We start from the raw sequence: 3,615 nt of genomic DNA, 5'->3' as shown, positions 1-3,615 counted from the left end.
TACCCGGCGGCAGCAACGGCGGTCCACAGACCGCCATGCAGGAAGCGATGTCGCGCTTGTCAGACCGTGCGAACAACGCGGCACCAGTCGATGAAGGTCCCCAAGGCTTTGAAGCATCAGTTCACAAAATCAAAGAACAGGTTCTACCGCGTCTTTTGGAGCGTGTGGATCCCGAAGCGGCGGCATCGCTGAATAAAGAAGAGCTGACCGAAGAGTTCCGCCCGATCATTCTGGAAGTGCTGGCCGAACTCAAGCTGACGCTGAACCGCCGCGAACAATTTGCTTTGGAAAAAGTGCTGGTCGACGAACTGCTCGGCTTTGGTCCGCTTGAAGAATTGCTCAGCGATCCGGACATTACCGACATCATGGTCAATGGCCCGTTGCAGACCTATATCGAAAAAAAGGGAAAGCTGCAGATTGCGCCGATCCAGTTTCGTGACGAAGAGCATCTGTTCCAGATCGCGCAGCGCATCGTGAACCAAGTCGGTCGCCGCGTTGACCAAACGACGCCTTTGGCCGATGCCCGATTGAAAGACGGTAGCCGCGTGAACGTGATTGTTCCCCCGCTATCGCTGCGCGGCACCGCCATTTCCATTCGTAAATTTTCCGAAAAACCAATCACAATCGACATGTTGAAGGGCTATGGTTCGATGAGCGAACCTATGGCAACGGCATTAAAGATCGCTGGCGCAAGCCGGATGAATATCGTTATTTCGGGCGGTACGGGTTCAGGTAAAACGACGATGCTGAACGCATTGTCGAAAATGATTGACCCCGGCGAGCGCGTTTTGACCATCGAAGATGCCGCCGAACTTCGGCTTCAGCAGCCGCACTGGCTCCCGCTTGAAACGCGCCCTCCGAACTTGGAAGGCGATGGCGCGATCACCATCGGTGATCTTGTGAAGAACGCACTGCGTATGCGTCCTGACCGGATTATCTTGGGCGAAATTCGTGGCGCGGAGTGTTTCGACCTCCTCGCCGCAATGAACACCGGCCATGATGGATCCATGTGTACGCTCCACGCCAACAACCCGCGCGAGTGCTTGGGTCGTATGGAAAATATGATCATGATGGGCGACATCAAAATACCCAAAGAAGCCATTTCGCGACAGATCGCGGAATCGGTCGACCTCATCGTTCAGGTGAAGCGTCTGCGTGATGGTTCACGCCGCACCACCCAGATTACCGAGGTAATCGGGATGGAAGGCGACGTCATCGTTACGCAGGATCTGTTTAAATTTGAATATCGCGACGAAGACGCTGACGGCAAAATCCACGGTGAGTGGGTCGCAGGTGGCGTTCGTCCCTATACGCTGGAAAAGGCACGGCAGTTCGGATTTGACCAGCCATTCCTTGAGGCGTGCCTCGGCTAGGGTCAGGACCTAAAGCCCTTTAATCGCCAACGCGGCTGCCAATACCGTAATCAGCACGGAAAATACTGTAATGCCGGTCCACGGCATTATACCGACCTGATCAAGTTTTGTCCGTTTATGGCGCCGCCGATCCGCGACACTGCTAATCAGCACCAGTAATGCCGACGCCGCGGACAACGCTGTCCAAAAATGGTCTTGCCAATTCATCAGGGTAAAGCAACTCATTCCGAAATGCTCGCGGTCATTCTATTCGCAAAATCTGGGTTCGGCGATTGCGCGGCGGTTTTGATGCACGGGAATTTGCTGACGAACTTCCGCAATTTTATCGAGATTCAAATCAACAAAAGCGAGCCCGGGCGTGCTTCCCATATCAAGGATGGCCTCTCCCCAAGGATCGACCACAAGTGAATGGCCGTACGTTTCACGGCCATCTTCATGTGCCCCGCATTGTGCTGCTGCAATCACGAAACATTCGCTCTCAATCGCCCGTGCCCGCAGCAACGTGTGCCAGTGCGCAGCGCCTGTGGACACTGTAAATGCCGACGGCAGCGTGATGATATCCACGCCAGCTTTTGCATAAGCGCTGAACAAGTCTGGAAAACGCATATCGTAGCAAACCGCTAACCCCATTCGTCCCAATGGCGTGTCCACGATTACGGGGGTTTCGCCGCCCACATAGGCAGAAGACTCGCGCCAACTTTCACCAGATTTCAAATCCACATCAAACAAGTGGATTTTGTCATAGCGCGCGATAATTTCGCCATTGGCCGAGATGACGATGCTGCGGTTTGCGAGTTGTGGTCCCGCACCATGCACCACCGGAATAGATCCCAAGTGAACCCATATATCATTGCGCAATGCAACTTCAGCGATGTGTTCGATCGATTCGGTCTGCGCCTCTTCACATATGTGCAAGCGCGCTTCGTCGCGCCTTCGGTTGATCATTATCGACATTTCGGGCGCAAAATACATGACGGCCCCGCCCTGCGCAGCCGCTTCGATGGCCCCGACCATCTCCGAAACGTTCGTCGCGGGCAAAACACCACTCGTCATCTGGTGCACCGCTATACGCACGGAATACCACCGTTACCGCAACCAAACGCAGCATGATTTTGAAGAAATATGGCCATCCAAAATGGTTCGCAGTATTGAATGAAAAATGCAACAGTCCGGAAAATAGAGACACATCAGATTATGGCACGAATTCCGGACGTGTCGGCCATAGCAATAACGGGAAATGCGACCATGGTACAAAAGCTCAACGTCTTGGTGACTGGAGGCGCTGGATATATTGGCAGCCACGCCGTGCTCGCTTTAATCGACGCTGGTCATCGCCCTGTTGTTATCGATAATCTGGTAACGGGCTTCCGTTGGGCCGTGGCGGAAGACGCTGGATTCTTCCGTGGTGACATCAGCGATTCCGTTTTGGTCGAAAGCATCATTCGCGATGAACATATCGACGCCATCATGCACTTTGCGGGATCGGTGGTTGTGCCCGAATCTGTTGAGAACCCGCTCAAATATTACAACAATAACACCGCAAAAAGCCGCAGTTTGATTGAGACGGCCATTTCATCCGGCGTCAAACACATGATTTTTTCGTCGACTGCGGCGACATATGGTATCCCCGAAACCAGCCCGGTGCGCGAAGATATGGCCACCAAGCCCATCAATCCGTACGGAACGTCGAAATTGATGACTGAAATGATGTTGCGTGATGTCGCGGCGGCGCATGATTTCAACTATTGCGCGCTGCGTTACTTCAATGTCGCCGGTGCCGATCCGCTCGCGCGCACGGGTCAGTCCACTGTTGGCGCGACACATTTGCTAAAAATCGCGGTGGAAGCGGCCCTTGGCAAGCGGGAAAGCGTTAGCGTTTTCGGTACCGACTATGCGACCGAAGACGGGACGGGCGTTCGCGATTACATCCATGTCAGCGATCTCGCTGCGGCGCACGTCATCGCGCTTGAAGCACTTCTCGCGGACCCCGAACGGAGCCACACGCTCAATTGCGGATACGGCCATGGCTATTCGGTGATGCAAGTCCTTGATGCTGTCGACCGCGTGACTAACAAAAAATTGAACCGCAAAATGGAAGGTCGACGCGCCGGAGATCCTGACTCGCTGATTTCTGACAATGGGGCGATCAAGGATCGCTTTGGCTGGGAACCACGCTTCGACAATCTGGACCAAATCGTCCAGCACGCGCTCGCATGGGAACGCCGCCTGACAGATATTCAAG

Annotated in this window: 3 protein-coding genes; 2 read left to right on the top strand and 1 reads right to left on the bottom strand. The window is 54.1% G+C overall.

Annotated elements, in window-relative coordinates; translation table 11 throughout:
• Positions 1-1,373 (top strand): CpaF family protein (locus ACIQ0G_RS10655; protein WP_397577880.1); only part of this gene is annotated, 1,373 nt, incomplete at its 5' end.
• Between the two features lie 246 nt (positions 1,374-1,619).
• Here the strand turns inward: ACIQ0G_RS10655 and ACIQ0G_RS10650 are convergent.
• Positions 1,620-2,447 carry a carbon-nitrogen hydrolase family protein gene (locus ACIQ0G_RS10650; RefSeq protein ID WP_397577879.1) on the bottom strand — a complete coding sequence of 276 codons (828 nt, stop codon included), beginning with the start codon at positions 2,445-2,447 and terminating at the stop codon, positions 1,620-1,622.
• Positions 2,448-2,618: 171 nt separating this feature from the next.
• Between ACIQ0G_RS10650 and galE the strand changes: the two genes are divergently transcribed.
• A partial coding sequence (gene galE, locus ACIQ0G_RS10645) for a UDP-glucose 4-epimerase GalE (RefSeq protein WP_397577881.1) occupies positions 2,619-3,615 on the top strand: 997 nt, incomplete at its 3' end.

Source organism: Sphingorhabdus sp. (genome assembly GCF_044354325.1).
GTDB lineage: Bacteria > Pseudomonadota > Alphaproteobacteria > Sphingomonadales > Sphingomonadaceae > Sphingorhabdus_B.
This window is presented reverse-complemented; position numbering and strand designations above follow the sequence as displayed.